The sequence below is a fragment of the Ensifer sp. 1H6 genome (genome assembly GCF_001976035.1).
Lineage (GTDB): Bacteria > Pseudomonadota > Alphaproteobacteria > Rhizobiales > Rhizobiaceae > Ensifer > Ensifer canadensis.
Genome location: NZ_MOAI01000025.1, coordinates 31,874 through 50,087, shown reverse-complemented (window position 1 = coordinate 50,087; position 18,214 = coordinate 31,874). Strand labels below are relative to the sequence as shown.

Below are 18,214 nucleotides of genomic sequence, written 5' to 3'. Positions count from 1 at the left end.
ATGTTGGTCAGAACGCTCTCCGGTCGCCCGCCCAAAAACCCGTTGCCAAAAGGCACGGTCGACACGCAGATGCATATGTATCTGCCCGGCTTTCCCGCCCTTGCTGGCGGGCCCGCACTTCCCGCCGGCGCCCTGCCGGATGCGGATCAATACAGAAAGCTCATGCGCTGGCTCGGTGTAGACAGGGTCATCATCACCCAGGGCAATGCCCATCAGCGTGACAACACAAACCTGATTGCCTGCCTTAACGCGATGGGGCCTTCGGCCCGCGGCGTCGCCGCCTTCGGCGCGGAGACTTCGGAGCGTGAGCTGGATACCCTGTCGGATGCTGGCGTGATCGGCGCAAGGATCATGGATCTGCCCGGCGGCGCCGTCGGCCTTGACGAACTCGAAGCTGTGGATGACCGCGCGGCAGCCCGCGGCTGGATGGTCGCCATCCAGTTCGACGGCAGCAACATCCTTCAGCACGAACCAAGACTGCAGAAACTGAAATCCCGCTGGGTTTTCGACCATCACGGCAAGTTCTTCTCCGGCGCGGCACCAGATGGACCCGAAGTCGCCGCGGTCAAGCGGCTGATCGATGGCGGCAACTGCTGGTTCAAGTTCGCCGGCGTCTACGAATCCTCAAAGACCGGCGGCCCCGATTTTGCCGACGTCGCCGCACTGTCGCGCGCGGTTGTCGCGCATGCGCCCGAACGCGTGGTCTGGGGCAGCAACTGGCCACACAACCTTGCAAAGACCAACGCCGACTATCCCGACGATGCCGAACTGACCGACACAGTTCTGGGCTGGCTGCCGGACGCCGGCGCCCGTCATCGCGTGCTCGTCGAAAATCCTGAACGGCTCTTTGGCTTGAAGCCATTCACGGACAGAGGTGCCTGAAGCCACCCGCATTCGTCCGAAGCGAGGAGGCTTCGGCGCTACAAGAAGGAGGAGGACAAAATGAACATCGCAAAAACGCTTTGCCTGGCCCTGGGCGTTGCCCTCAGCGCCGGCACCCTGCAGGCGCAGGAAATCACGCTGCGCTCGGCCGACATCCACCCGGACGGTTATCCGACCGTCGAGGCTGTGAAATACATGGGCGAACTGGTCGCCAAGCGCACCAATGGCCGCATCAAGATCGACGTCACCAACAATGCAGCGCTTGGTAGCGAAAAGGACACGATCGAGCAGACGCGCTTCGGCGTCATCGACATGAACCGCGTCAATGCAGCACCCTTCAACAACCTGGTGCCGCAGACCGTCGTGCTCGGGCTTCCCTTCCTGTTCCGCTCGACCGAGCACATGCACAAGACCGTCGACGGGCCGATCGGCGACGAAGTGCTTGCCGCCTTCGAACCGCACGGCCTGATCGGACTTGCCTTCTACGATTCCGGCGCGCGCTCGTTCTATTCCACCAAGAAGCCGATCGAGAAGCTGGCCGATCTCAAGGGCATGAAGGTTCGCGTCCAGCAGTCGGACCTGTGGATTGCAATGATGGAAGCGTTCGGCGCGAACGCCACGCCGATGCCCTTCGGCGAGGTCTATTCGTCGCTTGAGACCGGTGTCGTCGATGCGGCGGAAAACAACTGGCCGTCCTACGAATCCTCCAGGCATTTCGAGGTTGCCAAGAACTACACTCTGACCGAACATTCCCTCAATCCGGAAATCCTGGTGATCTCGAAGATGAGCTGGGACAAGCTTTCGCCCGACGACCAGAAGGTCCTGAAGGAATCGGCGAAGGAATCGGTGGTGAAGATGCGTGAGCTCTGGACGGCGCGGGAAAAGGCGTCGGAGGAAAAGGTTCGTGCAGCCGGCGCCAACGTCATCACCGTCGACAAGGCCGAATTCTCCGCGGCGATGAAGCCGGTCTACGATCGCTTCGTCACCGACCCACAGATGAAGGACCTGCTCGAGCGGATCCGCGCCATCAACTAGAGCAAGCTGCGTAAAAGTGTGCAGCGGTTTTGCGATGCCGAGATGCGAAAAATCAAGAGCTTAGCGAATCCTGGAGATCGCGACGCGCTTTAGCGGCATCCGATACGCCTGAGTGTCCGGCCCGATCGGTTGGACACTCCACTCGCCGGCAGCCAACGGAGGATAAAGGCAATGTGGCGTTTCTTGCAGGCTGTCAGGCCTGTGCTAGCCCGGCTCAGCCGGCTCTCGCTTTACATCTCAGGCCTCGGCCTCGTCACCATGACGGCAATCGTCGGCTGGCAGGTCTTCGCCCGCTATGTCCTCAACGACACGCCCAGCTGGTCGGAACCCCTGTCGCTGCATCTGATGTCCTGGTTCATCCTGCTCGGCGCGGCCGTCGGCGTGCGCGAGAGCGTGCATCTCGGGCTCGATTTCGTGCGCCATTCGGCATCGCCTGCGACGCAGCGCCTGATGGATATCGTCAGCCTTTCGCTGATCGTGCTCTTTGGCCTGGCCATGAGCTTCTATTCGACCCTGCTTGCCGCCGGCACCTGGGCGGCGACCATCCCCGTGCTCGGCTGGCCGGGCGGCGTCGATTTCTTCCCGATGATCGCAGGCGGCCTGCTGATCGCACTGTTTGCGGCGGAGCGTCTTGCCGACGTTGTGCTGGGCGAAGCGCCCGTCGCCGATGTCGTCATTCAGGAGGCAGCATAGTGGCCTACAGCATTCTCTTCGGCACCTTCACGCTCCTGATGATGATCGGCATGCCGATCGCCTTTTGCCTTGGCATCGCGTCGCTTGCCACCGTCATCTACATGGGGCTGCCGCCGATCGTCGTCTTCCAGCAGATGAACTCCGGCATGAACGTCTTTGCGATGATGGCGATCCCGTTCTTCATCTTCGCCGGCGACCTGATGGTGCGCGGCGGCATCGCCGACCGCCTGATCCGCTTTGCCGCCGGCATCGTCGGGCATCTGCGCGGCGGTCTAGGCCAGGTCAATATCGTCGCCTCGACGCTGTTCGGAGGCATTTCCGGCTCCGCCGTCGCCGACGCATCCGCCGTCGGCGGGTTGATGATCCCGCAGATGGCGGCGCGCGGCTATGACCGCAGCTACGCCGTCAACGTCACGGTCAATGCGGCGATAATCGCATTGATGATCCCGCCCTCCCACAACATGATCCTCTATTCGATCGCAGCGGGCGGCAACGTCTCGGTCGCCGATCTCTTTACCGCCGGTATCCTGCCCGGTCTGCTTCTGGCTGCAGCCCTGATGGTCACAGCCTATGTGGTGGCGCGGAAGAAAGGATATCCGTCGGAACCCTTCCCTGGCCTGCGCCGCCTCGGCTTCTACTTTCTGGCTTCGCTTCCAGGGCTGCTCCTGATCGGCATCATCTTCGGCGGCGTGCGCTCCGGCATCTTCACGGCAACGGAAAGCTCTTGCATCGCCGTGTTCTATGCGTTGCTCGTTGCGATCCTCGTCTACCGCGAACTCGATTGGAGCGGCTTCGTCGAGGCGGTGCTGCAGGCGGTGCGCACCACCGCGATGGTGCTGCTGGTGATCGGCACCGCCGCCTCCTTCGGCTGGCTGATGGCGTTCCTGCAGGTCCAGCAGGGAATGGTCGCGGCGATCAGCGCGATCTCCGACAACCCTGTTATCGTGCTTTTGCTCATCAACATCATTCTGCTGCTGCTTGGCACGTTCATGGACATGGCGCCGCTGGTGATCATCAGCACACCGGTGCTTCTTCCTGTCGTCAAGGCGTTCGGGATAGACCCGGTGCATTTCGGCGTGGTGATGATCCTCAACGCCGGCATCGGCCTCAACACGCCGCCGGTCGGCACCGTGCTCTTTGTTGGCTGCGCCGTCGGCGGCATTTCGATCCGCGAGGCGATGCGCACCATCTGGCCGTTCTTCGGCGCAAGCATCGCCGTGTTGATGCTCGTCACCTACATCCCCGGCCTGTCCCTCTGGCTGCCAAGCCTGTTCCGATAGCGCAGGCGCTCTCAAGCCACGGCGATCAATGCGTCGGCGCCTAGAGCAATTCCAGGAAAAGTGTGAAACGGTTTTCCGTCCGGAATTGCGTTATTTCAACGAGTTAGATCATTTCACTGTTTCGGTGAAACAGTGAAATGATCTAGACAAGCGTGTGGATCAGCCGGAACCGTCCAGCTCCGACTGATCCACAATTCGACCGCATTGCCTCGGCATCGCTCCATCGGCACTGGCAAGGAGGCGAATCGCGTGGCTCGGCTGTCGGACGAAAAACGGTTCACCTCGCGCGAAGCGCGCATCGATGCGGCCGCCCACCGGTTGCTCGACCGGCTTCCTGACCGCGGCTTGCTTGGCGGCCTGACGGAGCTGCTGGTCTTCGGCATCAAGCAGGCTTTCGCATGCCTCTTCGGCGGCGCCATGCTGACGCTCATGATTGCAACCAAGCTGTTCTGGCCGGACGCAATCGGCTTTGCCCGCTATGATTTCCTTTTCCTCGCCGCACTCGGCATTCAGCTTCTGATGCTGGCCTTTAAGCTCGAGACCATTGCCGAAGCCAAGGTTATCCTGATCTTCCATATCGTCGGTACGCTCATGGAGATTTTCAAGACGTCCGTCGGTTCCTGGATCTATCCGGAGCCCAGTTTCTTTCGCATCGGCGGCGTGCCGCTCTTTTCAGGATTCATGTATGCCGCCGTCGGTTCCTACCTGGCGCGCGTGACCCGCATTCTCGACCTGCATTACACCCATTATCCGCCCCGCTCTGCGACGGTGCTGCTGGCGCTCGCCATCTATGCCAATTTCTTCACGCACCACTTCGTCATCGACCTGCGTTATCTGCTGTTTGCAATCATCGCGATCCTGTTCTGGCGCACGAATGTGCACTACCGTGTCTTCCGGTTCCGCCACCGCATGCCGCTGCTCATCGGTTTTCTGCTCATCGCTCTGTTCATCTGGTTTGCCGAAAATATCGGAACCTGGTCGCGCGCCTGGATCTATCCCTCGCAGCACGCCGGCTGGACACCGGTATCGCTGCAAAAGCTAGGCGCCTGGTATCTGCTGATGATCCTGTCCTTCGTTCTGGTCACGCTCGTCCACCGGCCGCGACCGCTACAAGCGATGCATCAGCCTCGGCCGGCCCGTGACCCGCAAGCGGTGACCGCTGAAGGGGGCGTCGTCATCCGCGAGGCGCCGCAGATCAGCTCGTGATATCAGCGTAAGATCCGCAAGGAAGGTGCGGCCGTCGTCATTTCAGCACTGCTCTCAGCCGGAGCGCGGCGAAATCGACGAATGCCCTGAGTTTCATCGGCACGAGACCCTGCGGCAGATAGACCAGTTGAACCGGCAGCGCCGGATGTTCGAAGGGTTCCAGCAACGGCACAAGCAAACGATCGGCGACGGCGCGTGCCGCCTGATAGGACAGAACACGCGTCAGGCCGAGGCCGGCAACCGCCGCGTCGACGGCAGCCTCCGCGGTGTTGACCACGAGGCGTGAGTGGATCGGCGTGGCCATCTCGCCCCTCTCATCGGCAAAGCTCCAGCTGCGGTTCGACATCAAACCTTCGAACGTGATGCAATCATGGTCGGCAAGTTCGTGCGGATGGCCAGGCTGGCCATGTCTGGCGACATAGCTCGGGCTCCCATAGACGACACGCCGTATCGTGCCGAGCTTAGTGGCGATCAGGTTGCTGTCCGGCAGGTTGCCGATCCTGAGCGCAACATCGATGTGATCGTCGATGAGGTTGACGAGCCGGTCGCCAAGCGACAAGCGCATGTTGACCTCAGGGTTGGCTTTCAGAAAATCGACGACGACCGGCAACACGTGCAGCCGTCCGAAAACGATCGGCGCCGTCATCGTCAGATCGCCCTTGACCGTCGAGTATTCGCCGGCCGCTACCCGCTCCGCCTCGTCGACCCGAGCAAGAATTTCCCGCGCCGCTTCGACATAGGATCGCCCTGCCTCGGTCAGCTGGATCCTGCGGTTCGTCCTGGTCAGCAATTGCGCACCGAGGTGGGCTTCAAGCTCCGAAACCTTGCGACTGACCGTCGCCAGCGGCATGCGCAGCTGCCGCGACGCGGCAGACAGGCTCCCGCCCTCGATAACACCGAGAAGCACGGTCATTGCATCCAGTCGATCCATCTGCCTTCCAATAATCGAGAGACCATCTATCACGAAGGCACTCTACAGCCAAAATCTGGAAGGGCATAGATTGCTGAAGAAGGCAGTTCATTCCGAACTGCCCGGAAGCGCCGAACGAGCTGCAATGATCCGGCTTTCGCAATCGCCAGACGCTGCCGAGTGACCGCATCATGCATCCGCCGACGCTCCAGATCGACGGACGCCGCTACCAAAGGGAACATGACCATGAAACTCTACCGCCACCCGCTTTCGGGCCACTCGCATCGCGCTCAGCTCTTTCTGGCTCTGCTTGGCGCGCCGCACGAACTCGTCGATGTCGACCTGATGGCAAGGGCGCACAAGGCGCCGGATTTCCTCAAGCTCAACGCCTTCGGTCAGGTCCCTGTGCTCGACGACGACGGCACCATCGTGACGGATTCCAACGCCATCCTCGTTTATCTCGCCAAGAAGCTCGGTCGCACCGACTGGCTGCCGGAAGACGCCGTCGGTGCGGCGAAAGTGCAAAAATGGCTTTCGGTCGCCGCCGGCGAGATCGCCTACGGACCGGCCGCCGCACGGCTCGTCACAGTCTTCGGCGCAAACCTTCGCCCCGAAGAGGTGATCTCCCGAGCGCATCGCATCCTGGAACTGCTCGACGCAGAACTCACTGAGCGTGATTTCCTTTTGGGCAGCCGGCCGACCATCGCCGACGTCGCGCTTTACAGCTATGTCTCCAGCGCGCCCGAAGGAAATGTCGACCTCGGCAACTATGCCAACGTGCGCAACTGGCTGGGGCGGATCGAAGCCCTGCCCGGTTTCGTCGGCTTCCAGAAAACCGCAGCGGGCCTTGCCGCATGATTGTCCTGCCAGGGCGGACTGCTCCGCCCTGGCCTTTCTCATCAGAAAGGAAGCCACCGATGCTGGAGAAGATCGAGCCGACCCACGCCGCGTCCCCCTGGCATGAGGGCGAACTTGCCATTCAACGCAGCCTCGGCGTTGTCGACCGCATGGACGCGCCGGGCCGCAATTTCGTTCGTTCCTTCATGCCCGAGCAGCACCAGCAGTTTTTTCCGATGTTGCCCTTCATCGTGCTTGGAGCCGTCGATCCCGCCGGCGATGTCTGGGCAAGCCTGCGGGCGGGTGAACCGGGCTTCATGCAGGCGCCGGACGCACATGCCCTCAATGTCCAGCTGCCACGCGACCGAAACGACCCGGCCGACGGGGGCATGGAGGATGGCGCCGCCATTGCCGTGCTCGGCATCCAGTTGGAAACGCGGCGCCGGAATCGGTTGAACGGCACCATCCGACGGACAGCGGACGATCGCTTTGTTGTCGCCGTCGGCCAGAGCTTCGGCAACTGTCCGCAATATATCCAGTTGCGGGATTTTTCATTCACGCGGGAACCGAACGCTCCACCAAAGGCGCCCCCCGTTCACCTCGACAGTCTCGATGCGCGCGCGAAAGAAATCATCGCCAACGCCGACACATTCTTCGTTGCCTCCTATGTCGACCGCGACAATGGCGAGCGTCAGGTCGACGTCTCGCATCGCGGTGGCAAGACCGGCTTTGTCCACGTCAGCGAGGATGGCGTGCTGACGATCCCTGACTTCGCCGGCAATCTGTTCTTCAACACACTGGGCAATTTCATGCTCAACCCCAGGGCAGGCCTGCTCTTCGTCGATTTTGCGACCGGGGACATGCTACAGATGACGGGCGAGGCCGAAGTCATCCTCGCCTCGCCGGAAATCGACGCGTTCCAAGGCGCCGAACGCCTCTGGCATTTTCGACCGCGGCAGGTGATCTACCGGCCTGATGGTTCGCCGCTTCGCTGGTCCTTCGGGCAGGCAGGCTGGTCGCCCAATTCGCTGATGACAGGCGATTGGCAGCAGACGGAGGACCGTCTGCGCGCCGCCGCCCGCGCCGGAGAATGGCGGCCATTTCGGATCGTGCGTACGAGGGACGAGAGCGCGACCATCCGCTCGCTCTACCTGGAGCCGGCCGATGATGCCGGTCTGACATCGTTTCATGCCGGCCAGCATCTGTCGATCCGGCTCAAGGCGGAAGGCAAGCCGATCGTTCGCAGCTACACGCTTTCGGCCGCCCCCTCAGACGCTGCCTACCGCATCAGCGTCAAGCGTGACGGCGCCGTCTCCTCCCTCCTGCATCGCCTCAGCTCCGGTGATGTCATCGAGGCCCGCGCGCCGGCTGGCAGTTTCGTCATCGACGCGAGCGAGCGGCGGCCGGCGGTGCTGCTTGCCGCCGGCGTCGGCATCACGCCGATGATCGCGATGTTGCGCCACATCCTCTATGAGGGCTTGCGCAAGCGGCGCATCCGCCCGACATGGCTGTTCCAATCTGCCCGCAGTCTCGATGAACGCGCCTTCGACCAGGAGATCACTTCCCTTGTCGATGCCGGCCAAGGCAAGATCCACCTGACGCGCGTGCTCAGCCAGACGGATGGCGCAAGCAAGGGCGAGAACTACGACGCCGCCGGGCGCATCGACCTCCCGTTGTTGCAATCAACACTGCCCTTTGACGACTATGATTTCTATCTCTGCGGCCCACGGGCTTTCATGCAATCGCTCTATGACGGGCTGCGGGCGTTGAACGTCGCCGACGCCCGTATCCATGCGGAGACATTCGGCCTGTCGTCGCTGACCCGCAACCTCGACGCAGGATTGCCGACGGTGTCGAAGCCGCCTGCCAACACATCGGTCCGCGTGATTTTTACCGACTCCGGCAAGGAAGCCCGTTGGCAACCGGGCGAAGGTACCCTGCTCGAGCTGGCCGAAGCCCGCGGCCTTTCGCCCGAATATGGTTGCCGCAACGGCAGTTGCGGCAGTTGCAGCACGCGGGTTCTGGAAGGCGAGGTCGCCTATCCCCAGCAACCGTCCTTCGAGGTCGGCCAAGGCGAGGCATTGATCTGCTGCGCCGTTCCGGCGGAAAATGACGGGCAGGCGCTCCAGTTGGCCGTCTAGACCCGCGGCACCGGGGCGCCCGACGACGGGTCAGGACCGTAGCGGCGGGCCATTCGGAGAATCGTGCAAGAATGCCGGAGTGCTGTTCTACCGCTCCATCGACCGGAGAGCGCATGGTGACTTTCAGAACCGGGGACGCCCCGGCCCATCGCGAAAGGAACCAAGCATGTCCGAGCTTCAAGGAAAAGTCGTCGCCATCACCGGCGCCAGCAGCGGCATTGGCGAGGCGGCCGCCCGATATCTGGCCGCCGCCGGTGCCCGCGTCATTCTTGGCGCCCGCCGCACCGATCGTCTGGAAACCCTTGCCGGCGAAATCCGCGCCGCCGGCGGCACCGCCAGCTTCAAGGCGCTGGATGTCACCGACCTTGCCAATATGCAGGCCTTCGTAGCCCATGCCGTTTCCGAGTTCGGACGGCTTGACGTCATCGTCAACAATGCCGGCGTCATGCCGCTGTCGCCACTTTCGGCCCTCAAGGTCGACGAGTGGAACCGGATGATCGATGTCAACATCCGCGGCGTGCTGAATGGCATCGCCGCCAGCCTGCCCGTGATGACCGAGCAGGGCAACGGCCAGATCGTCAACCTGTCGTCGATCGGCGGTCACGCCGTCTCGCCGACCGCCGCCGTCTATTGCGCCACGAAGTTCGCCGTCCGGGCGATTTCCGATGGCCTTCGCCAGGAAACCGATCGCATCCGCGTCAGCGTGGTCTCGCCCGGCGTCACCGAATCGGAACTGGCCGACAGCATCTCTGACGAGACTGCCCGCGGCGCAATGCGCGACTTCCGGCGCATCGCCATCCCGGCCACCGCAATTGCCCGGGCAATCGCCTATGCCATCGAACAGCCCTCAGATGTCGATGTCAGCGAGATCATCGTGCGCCCGACGGCAAGCCCGCACTGATCAGGAACAAATGGAGCGCTCGCAGATGAGCCGCGCTTTTCGAACATGGGTGGTATTGGGTCTCTTCCTTTCCGCCCCGACGCCAGATCCGTCATCCGCACAGGAGAAAATCATGCAACAGGCGCCGCATCCATATGTCGGCATGTGGGTTACCGAAGACGGCCGTATCCGCCACCACCTCCTGCCTGATGGCCGCTATGACGAAGCGCGAGGCAAACGGCAGAGCGCCTATCAGGGCCGTTACTGGGTGACCGGCAATCATATCGACTATGTCGACGATACCGGTTTTACCGCCGACGGCGATTTCATCGACGGTGTGCTCTATCATGCCGGCATGATCCTGCGCCGGGAAGATTAGGCCAAAGAGAGCGGCGGCTGGCGGCATCCGCCGCTGCCGCACCAATTATCCCGTTGAACTTGCGCCCGGAAAAGGTCAGCCTCTGCCGGACGCCAATCCCGCACAAAGGAAAACGGCCTTGGGCGATCTCGATGAATTCCAGCACCTGATGGAGCGCAACAGCGGCATCGACGGCGTGCTGTCGACGGCGATACCGCGCCTCATCCTGATCCGATCGTCGAGCCCGACCGAGCCGATCCATACGTTGCATGAACCCGCCGTCTGCTTCATCGCGCAAGGATCCAAGCAGGTGATGCTGGGCGAGACGGTCCACACCTACGATCCAAACCGGTATCTCACCGTTTCCGTCGACCTGCCGGTCATCGGCCAGGTCATCGACGCGTCACCGGAAAAACCCTATCTCTGCCTGCGCCTCGACCTCGACCCGACGATGCTGAGTGCATTGGTGCTCGAGGCTGGCCACTCGCCGATCGATGGCGGCGTGCCCGGACCCGGGCTGTTCCTCAGCGACACCACCGCCGAGCTGCTCGACGCGATCGTCCGGCTGCTGCGCCTGCTCGACCGGCCGGAGGAAATCGCCGTGCTGGCGCCGCTGGCGGAACGCGAGATCCTCTACCGTCTGCTGATGGGTGAGCAGGGTCACCGACTGCGCCAGATCGCCCGCTCCGAGAGCAAGCTGACCCAGGTCAACCGCGCGATCGACCTCATCAAACGCGACTTCCGCAAGCCGCTGCGCATCGAAGATCTGGCAGCAAAAGCCAATATGAGCCTCTCGTCCTTTCATCAGCATTTCAAGGCGGTGACGGCGATGAGCCCGCTGCAATATCAAAAGCAGCTCCGGCTGCAGGAGGCTCGACGATTGATCCTCAGCCAGGCGATCGATGCGGCCACGGCCGGGCATCATGTGGGCTACGACAGTCCTTCGCAGTTTTCGCGCGAATACGCCCGCCTTTTCGGTGCGCCGCCGCTACGCGACATCGCGCGGCTGCGGGCTGCACCTTCCTATCTGCTTGAGGCCTGAATCGCTTCAGGTGCTGGAACCGCGCCGGCACTTTGGCTATTGATAACGCAGACTGCGCCAAGCCACCGGCAGCTCCAGAGCGGGACCCGTTATGAACGACCAACAGATCCGCGACATCATCCTCTGGCTGTCGGAAGAGGGCCTCAAGGGCCTGCAAGAACCCGAGATGCTTGCCGGCTTCTGCGAGCGCTGCATTGCCGCGGGCATGGACATTGCCCGTGGCCAGGGGCTGATCGACACGTTGCATCCGGAATTCGAGGGCCGGGCCTTCCAGTGGAACCGCGAAAGCGACGTGGCGCCGGAGGTCGTGCAATATTCCTCGACCACCGGCGGAGAAGCGCAGGCGAATTGGCATCGCTCGATCTTCTACCACATGCTGACGGCGTGCGAGCCGGAGCGGCGCGTGCGCCTCGCCGACGAGCCTTCAGTGCAATATCATGTGCTCGACCGCCTGAAGGCGGAAGGCCACACCGATTGCATCAACATGATCCATCACTTCACCGACGATGGCCGCGTCGGCGAGATGGATTGCTTCTATTCCTACTGGACCACACGCCGGCAAAGCGGCTTTGCCGAAGAAGATATCGCCGCCCTTCGCATTCTCCTGCCGACCCTTGCGCTGGCGGTAAAGACCACGTCCTGCGTCCGGATCATCAGCACACTCGCCGATGTCTATCTCGGCGCCGATGCCGGCCGGCGCGTGGTCGAAGGCAGCATCGTGCGCGGCGAGGCCGAGCGCATCGAAACCGTCATGTGGTTTTCGGACCTGCGCAACTACACCCGGATCTCCGACGCAGCCGCCCCGGAAGACATCATCCCCTTCCTCAACGATTATTCGGGGATGGTCATCTCAGCCATCCACGATCACGGCGGCAGCGTGCTCAAGCTGATCGGCGACGGCGTACTTGCCATCTTCAATGCCGACGAGCCAACGACTGCCTGCGCGAACGCAACCGCCGCCGAGCGGCAATTGCGGCGCATGCTGGTGGCGTTGAATGCGCGCCGGCAGGAGGAGGGAAAGCCGACGACCGACGTCTATCTCGGCCTGCACATCGGCGAGGTCTTCTACGGCAATATCGGCAGCCAGAACCGTCTCGACTTCACCGTCGTCGGCCCCGCGGTCAACGAAGTCAGCCGTATCGCCTCGATGTGCCGCTCGGTCGAACGACAGGTGATCATGTCGGCGGATTTCGTCGAGGCCTGCCCGCCTGAGCTTCAGGCAGACGCTGTTTCGCTCGGACGTTTTGCCCTGCGGGGGATTGCCCGAGCAAAGGAACTGTTCACCTGGGATCCAGAACTGCCGACGGATTGATGCACATTATCGATCGCGACCCTCGGCGAACACGCCAGCCAGCCAGTCGATGAAGACGCGCACCCGCGGCGAAAGCTGGCGGTTGCGCGGATAGAGCAGGAAAACCGGCGTCGGCGTCGGACGGCAGTTTTCAAGCACCTCGACCAGCGTACCCTCGTGGAGATCTCGCTCGACATGGTAACGCGGCACCTGAATGAGCCCGAGCCCCAGCCTTGCGGCAGCAACGAAGCTTTCGGCGGCGTTAACCGCGACCGTCACCGGCAGTGCGACATATTCGACCTTGCCCCCAATCTGGAATTCGAGCGGTATCGGAGCGCCTGAAGTCGACGAACGAAAGCCGACCATGCGATGCCCTTCCAGGCTATCGAACCTTTCGGGCCTGCCGTGGCGGGCGATATAGTCGGGTGACGCACAGGTGATCTCATCGAGCATCGTCATGCGCCGCCCGATCATCTCGCTGTCCTGCGGCTCGCCGACCCGCAGCACACAATCGATGCCTTCCCGAATGAGATCGACCAAACGGTCGCCCTCGCTCATGTAGAGTTCGATCTCAGGGTAGGTCGCGAGAAAGGCGGGCAGGCTCGGCAGCACGAAGTGGCGTGCCAGCGTTCCATGCACGTCGATGCGAAGCAGGCCTTTGGGCCTGGCGCCGGCAAAGGCGCCTTCGGCATCTTCGATATCGTCGAGAATGGAGATGCAGCGCTGGTGATAGGCAGCACCGTCCAATGTCGGGCTAACATGGCGCGTCGTGCGCTGCAGCAGGCGAACACCCAGCCGTGCTTCCAACTGCTTAACCGCATCGGTCACCGTCGAGCGCGGCAGGCCAAGATCATCAGCGGCCTGCGTGAAACTGCGCCTCTCGACGACGCGCGAGAACACGCGCATGGCATCGAACCTGTCCATTTGTTCGCAATCTCCGGATTATGTTGCCGGATTATGCATGATTATCCGAGTCACGAAAGACGTCATCTTCTCCTCACCAACAAGCCAAGCGCTTCACAACGAAGGAGAAACATCATGCAGGAACACACCAACAGGGTCGCCATCGTTACCGGCGCCTCGCGCGGCATCGGTGCGGCGATTGCCGAACGCCTGGCCGCCGACTGCCTCACGGTCGTCATCAACTATGCCGGTGACGCCGCCTCCGCCGAGAAGTTGGCACGAAAGATCGAGGAAAAGGGCGGCCGCGCCCTGACCGCCAGGGCCGATGTTGCCGATCCGGAAGCGGTGAAGCGCCTGTTCGACGCAACCGAGGCTGCTTTCGGCGGCATCGACATACTGATCAACAACGCTGGCGTGCTGAAGACCGCGGCACTTGCCGAAACCAGCGACGAGGAATTCGACCGTCACTTCGCCATCAACACCAAGGGCACCTTCAACACCCTGCGAGAAGCATCAAAACGCATGCGCAGCGGTGGCCGCATCGTCAACTTCTCCTCGACGACCCTCGCCCTCAACCTGCCGGGTTATGCGGTCTACAACGCCACCAAGGCGGCAGTTGAGGCGCTAACACACGTCTTTGCCAAGGAGCTTCGCGGCCGCGACATCACCGTCAACGCCGTGGCGCCAGGTCCGATTGCAACCGATCTGTTTCTGTCGGGCAAGAGCGAAGAGCTTGTCGCCCAGTTTGCCAAGATGCCGCCGCTTGAGCGGCTCGGTCAGCCGGACGACATAGCCAGTGTCGTGGCCTTCCTTGTCGGTCCCGATGCTGGCTGGGTCAACGGTCAGATCCTGCGCGCCAACGGCGGCGTTGCCTGACATCCGCGCCCATCCCTTCCCGTACCCCTTTTCGAACGAAGGAGCAGAACCATGTCTTCAGTCATTCTTGTCACCGGCGCCGCTCCGGCATCGGCAGGCTTTCCGCCGAAGCACTTGCCCGCGCCGGACATACCGTCTACGCCTCGATGCGCGGCATCGACGGTCGTAACAGCGACCGCGCTTCAGAGATGCGCGCCGCCGCCAAGCGCGGCGGATACGATCTGCGCCCGCTCGAACTCGACGTATTGTCACAGCCCTCCGCGGACGCCGCCGTTGCGACGATCATCACCGAGAAGGGCGGCATCGACGTCGTCATGCACAACGTCGGTCATCTCGTCATCGGTCCGGCCGAGGCGTTCACGCCGGAAGAGCTGGTCAAGGTCTTCGACACCAACCTCTTCGGCGTGCAGCGGGTCAACCGTGCCGTACTGCCGGAAATGCGCAAGCGTGAACACGGGCTTGTCCTGTGGATCAGCAGCACCACCACCAAAGGCGGTTTCCCGCCCTTCCTCGGACCCTATGCAGCTGCCAAGGCGGCGATGGATTCTCTTGCCGTTACCATGTCCTACGAACTGACGCGTTTCGGCGTCGAGACCTCGATCGTCGTGCCGGGCGCCTTTACCCGCGGGACCAATCATTTCCCAACCGCGGCGCCCGGCGGACGAGGAAACGGTCGCGGCCTACGCCCGCTATGAAGGTCTCCTGGACCAGGTCGGCGAGCGCCTGAGCGAGTTGACGCCTGCTCATGCCGATCCACGGGCCGTTGCCGACGAAGTCGTGCGCATCGTCGGCCTGCCGGAGGGCTCGCGCCCCGCGCGATCGGTCATCGATTTCGTCGGAGACGGTGCTGCGGAAGTGATCGAGGTCGCCGAGCGCATGCGCATCGACTTCGCCCGGCGCATCGGCATCGCCGACCTGCTGTCGATCGAAAAGACCCAAGCCTGACCTTGGCTGTCCGGTGAAAGCGCCCATTAAACCCATTTCGAGGATATGTCATGACCGCACAAACAGAACCAACCGACCGAGTGCCCTTCGCCTGGAAATTCAATCTGCTGACGCTCGTAGCGGCAACAACGGCCGCTGTCGCTGCCACGACTTCAGCAAGCGTCGGCTGGCCCGTCTGGGCGATGTTCATGGGGTGGGTCGCGTTCTTTACCCGCGGTCACATGGCACGTGAGGCATTGACCAGCTACATCTGCCTTGCCGTCGGCATCGCCATCGGCATGGCTGCGACCCTCGCGCTCCGGGCTTTGATGCCTGCAATGGGGGCGCTGGCCTTCGGGCCGGTCGTCTTTGTCGTCGCGATGATTGTGGTGTCCTTGCGTGCAACCGCCCCCGTCAACAACGTGCCTGCCTATTTTCTTGGCCTGATCACATTCTTCGCGGCGCATCTGGAACCGGGATGGTTCGCGTTTTGCGAACTGGCTGGTGTCGCCGGCCTCGGCTGCGCGGCCGCATGGGCGGCGCATCGTCTGCAGGGGGCCATCGGGCGCTGACCACCACGGCTCCGGCGCAAGCGCCGGGGCTTTCCCTTGCTGGCCGAGCGATCAATACGAAAGGTCGAACCGTCCGTTCGAATTACTGGCTTACTGCACCGGCGGAAAGCCGGGACTGGTGGCGCTGCCAGAGTTCGGCCTGTACCTCGGCCTGAAATGCCATGACCTGCTCACGCATTTCCGCGTCGGAGCAGCCGAGCGCAAGCAACTCGTCGGCAAGTGCCCGGCATTCCCGCCGCCAATATTGCACGGCGTCGTCACCATGGAGGTCTTCGAGTTCGGCAGCACAGATGCGAATGGTGCTCAGTCTTCTTGCCATCGGAAACGGGACGACATCACGTCCGCCAAACACCGCCGCTTCATCTGATCTATCGCCTGCCATTGCTTCATTCGCTCCCCTGCTGATTCCCTCTTCTACGGAGCTTATGGTTAACGTTTTCTTCCCTTTCCCACGTTCCGTCTCATCCGGGGATTACATGCCCGGGTTGGTGCGCTTTGTGACAGCATTGATTCGCTTTTTCGGTCGCATATCTGTTGGCATCCGGGTAAAAACATGACATTTGAACTCAGATTTTACGGCCGTTCGCAAGCGGCTGCCCATGTGAGTGCGGTTGTCATGTTGAAGCGCTTCTTCGCGTTCTACCGGCCCTATCGCGGCCTCTTCATTCTCGACTTCACCTGCGCGGTGTTGTCCGGCCTGCTGGAGCTCGGCTTTCCGGTCGCGGTCAAGCTGTTCGTCGACCAGCTGCTGCCGAGCCAGGAATGGACGCTGATCCTGCTCGCCTCCGTCGGCCTTCTCGTCGTCTATCTCGTCAATACCGGCTTGATGGCGACGGTCACCTATTGGGGACACATGCTCGGCATCAACATCGAAACCGATATGCGCCGCATGGCTTTCGATCATCTGCAGAAGCTTTCCTTCAGTTTCTTCGACAACCAGAAGACCGGCCATCTCGTCGGGCGCCTGACGAAGGACCTGGAAGAGATCGGCGAAGTCGCCCATCACGGCCCCGAGGACCTGTTCATCGCGATCATGACCTTCATCGGCGCGCTGCTTTTGATGATGACCGTGCATTGGCAACTGGCGCTGATCACGGCAGCCGTCGTGCCGATCACTGCCTGGGTCACCAGCCGTTACGGCGGCCGCATGGCCAGCAACTTCCGCAATCTTTATGGCCGCGTCGGCGACTTCAACGCCCGCATCGAGGAAAATGTCGGCGGCATCCGTGTAGTCCAGGCCTTCGCCAACGAAGAGCACGAGCGCAGCCTGTTCGAGACCGACAATCAGAACTACCGCCAAACGAAACTTGAGGCCTACCGCATCATGGCCGCCAGTACCTCGCTCAGCTACATGAGCATGCGGCTGACGCAGTTGATCGTAATGATTACCGGCAGCTACTTCGTGCTGACCGGACAATTGAGCAATGGCGGCTTTATCGGCTTCCTGCTTTTGGTCGGCGTCTTCTTCCGCCCGGTTGAGAAGATCAACTCGGTCATCGAGACCTATCCCAAGGGCATCGCCGGCTTCAAACGCTTCATCGAGCTGATGGAGACCGAGCCTGACATCGAGGATCGTCCGGGCGCCGTCGACGTGTCCGGCCTGCGCGGCGACATCACCTATCGCAACGTCTCATTCGGCTACAGCCCCGACAAGCCGACCATCGCTAACATCGACCTGACGATCAAAGCCGGAGAAACCGTGGCCTTTGTCGGCCCCTCGGGCGCCGGCAAGACGACGATCTGCTCGCTGCTGCCGCGGTTCTACGAGGTCGCCGAAGGCAGCATCACCGTCGACGGCGTCGACATTCGTGACATCAAGCTCGCCTCTCTTCGCGGACAGATCGGCATCGTGCAGCAGGATGTTTTCCTGTTCGCCGGCACGATCCGCGACAACATCGCCTATGGACGTCTGGGCGCAAGCGAAGCCGATATCCTCGATGCCGCTCGCCGGGCCAAACTCGACGGCATGATCGCGGCTCTGCCCGACGGCATGGACACGGTCATCGGGGAGCGCGGCGTCAAGCTATCCGGCGGTCAGAAGCAGCGCCTGGCAATCGCCCGGATGTTCCTGAAGAACCCGTCAATCCTGATCCTCGACGAAGCCACATCGGCGCTCGACACGGAAACCGAAAAGGCGATCCAGCAATCGCTTGCCGAACTTTCCAAAGGTCGAACCACACTGGTCATCGCCCACCGCCTGGCGACGATCCGCGATGCCGACCGCATCATCGTCGTCGACACGAACGGCATCAGCGAACAAGGACCACACGACACGCTGCTCGCCGCCAAGGGCACCTATAGCCGGCTTTATCACGCCCAGGCCGGATTGCGTTGAGGCCGGCGTAGCGCGGTTGCACTTGCGTTGACGGAGCGGTAGGTACGAA

Annotated in this window: 17 protein-coding genes and 1 pseudogene; 15 read left to right on the top strand and 3 right to left on the bottom strand. The window is 62.2% G+C overall.

Features of this window, described 5'->3' with window-relative positions:
* From BKP54_RS25210 to BKP54_RS25190, 5 genes are all read left to right on the top strand, one after another.
* Window positions 1–882 (top strand): amidohydrolase family protein, encoded by an 882-nt coding sequence (locus BKP54_RS25210; RefSeq protein WP_084815067.1) that lies wholly within the window; start codon window positions 1–3, stop codon window positions 880–882.
* Window positions 883–942: 60 nt separating this feature from the next.
* Window positions 943–1,917: a TRAP transporter substrate-binding protein gene (locus BKP54_RS25205; RefSeq protein ID WP_057206047.1), complete on the top strand. Its 975-nt coding sequence runs from the start codon at window positions 943–945 to the stop codon at window positions 1,915–1,917.
* A 171-nt stretch (window positions 1,918–2,088) separates the two neighbouring features.
* Entirely contained in the window at window positions 2,089–2,610 is a 522-nt protein-coding gene (locus BKP54_RS25200) for a TRAP transporter small permease (RefSeq protein ID WP_025429917.1), read from the top strand.
* On the top strand, window positions 2,610–3,890 hold the full coding sequence (locus BKP54_RS25195; protein WP_025429916.1) for a TRAP transporter large permease: 1,281 nt from the start codon (window positions 2,610–2,612) through the stop codon (window positions 3,888–3,890). The genes BKP54_RS25200 and BKP54_RS25195 overlap by 1 nt, the downstream gene beginning before the upstream one ends.
* A 258-nt stretch (window positions 3,891–4,148) precedes the next feature.
* The gene (locus tag BKP54_RS25190) at window positions 4,149–5,096 is read left to right on the top strand and encodes a DUF817 domain-containing protein (RefSeq protein ID WP_057206174.1); all 948 of its coding nucleotides are present in this window, start codon (window positions 4,149–4,151) and stop codon (window positions 5,094–5,096) included.
* A 37-nt stretch (window positions 5,097–5,133) separates the two neighbouring features.
* Here BKP54_RS25190 and BKP54_RS25185 read toward each other — a convergent pair whose 3' ends face one another.
* A complete protein-coding gene (locus tag BKP54_RS25185; RefSeq protein ID WP_025429914.1) occupies window positions 5,134–6,027 on the bottom strand; it encodes a LysR family transcriptional regulator in 894 nt (297 codons plus the stop codon).
* 225 nt (window positions 6,028–6,252) lie between these two features.
* On the opposite strand from BKP54_RS25185, the gene BKP54_RS25180 reads away from it, so the two are divergent.
* From BKP54_RS25180 to BKP54_RS25155, 6 genes are all read left to right on the top strand, one after another.
* Window positions 6,253–6,864 (top strand): glutathione S-transferase, encoded by a 612-nt coding sequence (locus BKP54_RS25180; RefSeq protein WP_025429913.1) that lies wholly within the window; start codon window positions 6,253–6,255, stop codon window positions 6,862–6,864.
* Window positions 6,865–6,923: 59 nt separating this feature from the next.
* Complete coding sequence (locus BKP54_RS25175; RefSeq protein WP_084815066.1) at window positions 6,924–8,984, top strand: pyridoxamine 5'-phosphate oxidase family protein; 2,061 nt, start codon at window positions 6,924–6,926, stop codon at window positions 8,982–8,984.
* Between the two features lie 166 nt (window positions 8,985–9,150).
* Complete coding sequence (locus BKP54_RS25170) at window positions 9,151–9,885, top strand: SDR family oxidoreductase (RefSeq protein ID WP_057213277.1); 735 nt, start codon at window positions 9,151–9,153, stop codon at window positions 9,883–9,885.
* Window positions 9,886–9,895: 10 nt separating this feature from the next.
* Window positions 9,896–10,243 (top strand): Atu4866 domain-containing protein, encoded by a 348-nt coding sequence (locus BKP54_RS25165; protein ID WP_107028379.1) that lies wholly within the window; start codon window positions 9,896–9,898, stop codon window positions 10,241–10,243.
* Between the two features lie 118 nt (window positions 10,244–10,361).
* Window positions 10,362–11,264 (top strand): AraC family transcriptional regulator, encoded by a 903-nt coding sequence (locus BKP54_RS25160; protein WP_244494621.1) that lies wholly within the window; start codon window positions 10,362–10,364, stop codon window positions 11,262–11,264.
* 91 nt (window positions 11,265–11,355) lie between these two features.
* Window positions 11,356–12,576 (top strand): adenylate/guanylate cyclase domain-containing protein, encoded by a 1,221-nt coding sequence (locus BKP54_RS25155; RefSeq protein WP_084815065.1) that lies wholly within the window; start codon window positions 11,356–11,358, stop codon window positions 12,574–12,576.
* Between the two features lie 6 nt (window positions 12,577–12,582).
* On the opposite strand, the gene BKP54_RS25150 is transcribed toward BKP54_RS25155, so the two are convergent.
* Window positions 12,583–13,479, bottom strand: a complete 897-nt coding sequence (locus tag BKP54_RS25150; protein WP_057213285.1) for a LysR family transcriptional regulator — start codon at window positions 13,477–13,479, stop codon at window positions 12,583–12,585.
* Window positions 13,480–13,593: 114 nt separating this feature from the next.
* On the opposite strand from BKP54_RS25150, the gene BKP54_RS25145 reads away from it, so the two are divergent.
* The 3 genes and pseudogenes from BKP54_RS25145 to BKP54_RS25135 all read left to right on the top strand — a co-directional run bounded on the left by BKP54_RS25145 (window position 13,594) and on the right by BKP54_RS25135 (window position 15,830).
* On the top strand, window positions 13,594–14,334 hold the full coding sequence (locus BKP54_RS25145; protein ID WP_057213287.1) for an SDR family oxidoreductase: 741 nt from the start codon (window positions 13,594–13,596) through the stop codon (window positions 14,332–14,334).
* A gap of 51 nt (window positions 14,335–14,385) precedes the next feature.
* A pseudogene (locus BKP54_RS25140) lies at window positions 14,386–15,279 on the top strand (SDR family oxidoreductase).
* 50 nt (window positions 15,280–15,329) lie between these two features.
* Window positions 15,330–15,830 carry a DUF1097 domain-containing protein gene (locus tag BKP54_RS25135; RefSeq protein WP_057213293.1) on the top strand — a complete coding sequence of 167 codons (501 nt, stop codon included), beginning with the start codon at window positions 15,330–15,332 and terminating at the stop codon, window positions 15,828–15,830.
* 82 nt (window positions 15,831–15,912) lie between these two features.
* Here BKP54_RS25135 and BKP54_RS25130 read toward each other — a convergent pair whose 3' ends face one another.
* The gene (locus BKP54_RS25130; protein WP_025429903.1) at window positions 15,913–16,212 is read right to left on the bottom strand and encodes a DUF6074 family protein; all 300 of its coding nucleotides are present in this window, start codon (window positions 16,210–16,212) and stop codon (window positions 15,913–15,915) included.
* Window positions 16,213–16,446: 234 nt separating this feature from the next.
* On the opposite strand from BKP54_RS25130, the gene BKP54_RS25125 reads away from it, so the two are divergent.
* On the top strand, window positions 16,447–18,165 hold the full coding sequence (locus BKP54_RS25125; protein WP_057220871.1) for an ABC transporter ATP-binding protein: 1,719 nt from the start codon (window positions 16,447–16,449) through the stop codon (window positions 18,163–18,165).
* Window positions 18,166–18,214 lie beyond the last annotated feature (49 nt).

Bases quoted from the DNA above. Each gene is read 5' to 3' on its own strand.
- BKP54_RS25150 (WP_057213285.1), bottom strand. From the start codon at position 13,479: ATGGACAGGTTCGATGCCATGCGCGTGTTCTCGCGCGTCGTCGAGAGG.
- BKP54_RS25165 (WP_107028379.1), top strand. From the start codon at position 9,896: ATGGAGCGCTCGCAGATGAGCCGCGCTTTTCGAACATGGGTGGTATTG.
- BKP54_RS25170 (WP_057213277.1), top strand. From the start codon at position 9,151: ATGTCCGAGCTTCAAGGAAAAGTCGTCGCCATCACCGGCGCCAGCAGC.
- BKP54_RS25155 (WP_084815065.1), top strand. From the start codon at position 11,356: ATGAACGACCAACAGATCCGCGACATCATCCTCTGGCTGTCGGAAGAG.
- BKP54_RS25210 (WP_084815067.1), top strand. From the start codon at position 1: ATGTTGGTCAGAACGCTCTCCGGTCGCCCGCCCAAAAACCCGTTGCCA.
- BKP54_RS25200 (WP_025429917.1), top strand. From the start codon at position 2,089: ATGTGGCGTTTCTTGCAGGCTGTCAGGCCTGTGCTAGCCCGGCTCAGC.
- BKP54_RS25185 (WP_025429914.1), bottom strand. From the start codon at position 6,027: ATGGATCGACTGGATGCAATGACCGTGCTTCTCGGTGTTATCGAGGGC.
- BKP54_RS25180 (WP_025429913.1), top strand. From the start codon at position 6,253: ATGAAACTCTACCGCCACCCGCTTTCGGGCCACTCGCATCGCGCTCAG.
- BKP54_RS25145 (WP_057213287.1), top strand. From the start codon at position 13,594: ATGCAGGAACACACCAACAGGGTCGCCATCGTTACCGGCGCCTCGCGC.
- BKP54_RS25125 (WP_057220871.1), top strand. From the start codon at position 16,447: ATGTTGAAGCGCTTCTTCGCGTTCTACCGGCCCTATCGCGGCCTCTTC.
- BKP54_RS25135 (WP_057213293.1), top strand. From the start codon at position 15,330: ATGACCGCACAAACAGAACCAACCGACCGAGTGCCCTTCGCCTGGAAA.
- BKP54_RS25175 (WP_084815066.1), top strand. From the start codon at position 6,924: ATGCTGGAGAAGATCGAGCCGACCCACGCCGCGTCCCCCTGGCATGAG.
- BKP54_RS25130 (WP_025429903.1), bottom strand. From the start codon at position 16,212: ATGGCAGGCGATAGATCAGATGAAGCGGCGGTGTTTGGCGGACGTGAT.
- BKP54_RS25205 (WP_057206047.1), top strand. From the start codon at position 943: ATGAACATCGCAAAAACGCTTTGCCTGGCCCTGGGCGTTGCCCTCAGC.